Here is a 1,083-nt window from a genome sequence, read left to right as displayed (position 1 = left end):
GTCGATATTCACCGTCAGACCGTACCGCACAATACCTTTGGCGCGGGCCCGCACCGCTGTATCGGCTCCAATCTGGCGCGCTTGGAACTGCGCATCGTCCTTCAGGAGTGGCTCAAGCGAATTCCCGATTTTGCCATCAAACCGGGAACCGCACCAACCTATGTCACCGGCTTTCTGCGCTCCATGCGGACGCTCGATCTGGTCTGGTGATCTGCGCGAAGGAGCAAGAAAATGCGTATCACGGTCGACGAACGCAACTGCTGCGGCCACGCCCGGTGCTGGGTCATGGCCAAGGAATTCTACAAGCTTGATAGCAATGGTTACAATGCCTTGCGCGGCCAGACCGTGGAAGTTCCGCGCGACATGGAAAAAGCGGCGCGGCTTGGTGCCAAAGCCTGTCCCGATCGGGTGATCACGATCATCGAGGAGTGAACGAACAATCCCGACCCTTGCGCCACGCCATGGGAGAAGCTGTCCGGCTATGGCGCGCGGGCGGGACGCGACATACTTGACGATCAGGAACGATCATCACGGCATCCCCGTGGCGCCCTGAACATGCGCACTGTTTTGCCGCAGCGGCGCGACGTGCGTTTCCCGTCTCTCGTCATTTGATGCGAAATTGGTCAATCCCAAATCAGCAAATGCCGATCTCCGGGAAAAATGCCGCGCTCCAGAATCAGGCATTCGCTTGTCTTTGCGCAATGGCAGTGCCGGCGCACGCCGAACACTTGACAAATCCGCCGCAAGGATTTACCCAATCGACCTAACGAACGTTTGTTTAAGTTCGAAGCGGGAGTAGATGGATGCCAAGCAAGGGGACTGTGTCGCCAGAAAATCAACAGCTTGCAGGCCTTGCTCGTGACGTGACGGCAAACAAGACGACACCCCCAACTGCAAGCTGCTTGGTGGTGCAAAGCCAAAATTGAGATTTTCGAATCGCCCGGCATCGGAAGGCTGTTTTTGACGGTTCCGAAACCAACAAACCAAAAAGAAATTTGACGCCGAGCTCAAACAAGCCGGAATCGGAGGGGATTATTACCATGACTGGCAAACAACCGTTGGCACTGCGCTGTTCGCTTCTCG

3 protein-coding genes are annotated in these 1,083 nt (G+C 56.3%); 2 read left to right on the top strand and 1 reads right to left on the bottom strand.

The window, feature by feature from the left end; all coding sequences use genetic code 11:
* Both P4L78_RS01240 and P4L78_RS01235 read left to right on the top strand, forming a co-directional pair.
* Window positions 1–210: cytochrome P450 (locus P4L78_RS01240; protein WP_309326431.1), on the top strand; the 210-nt coding region annotated here is incomplete at its 5' end.
* A 21-nt stretch (window positions 211–231) separates the two neighbouring features.
* The gene (locus tag P4L78_RS01235; protein WP_067749181.1) at window positions 232–432 is read left to right on the top strand and encodes a ferredoxin; all 201 of its coding nucleotides are present in this window, start codon (window positions 232–234) and stop codon (window positions 430–432) included.
* 403 nt (window positions 433–835) lie between these two features.
* Here the strand turns inward: P4L78_RS01235 and P4L78_RS01230 are convergent.
* A partial coding sequence (locus P4L78_RS01230) for a hypothetical protein (RefSeq protein WP_309326428.1) occupies window positions 836–1,083 on the bottom strand: 248 nt, incomplete at its 5' end.

The organism is Silvimonas sp. (assembly GCF_031291215.1).
Classification (GTDB): Bacteria; Pseudomonadota; Gammaproteobacteria; order Burkholderiales; family Chitinibacteraceae; genus Silvimonas; species Silvimonas soli.
The sequence above is the reverse complement of the archived record's forward strand: the minus strand, read 5'-3'. Positions and strand labels throughout refer to the sequence as shown.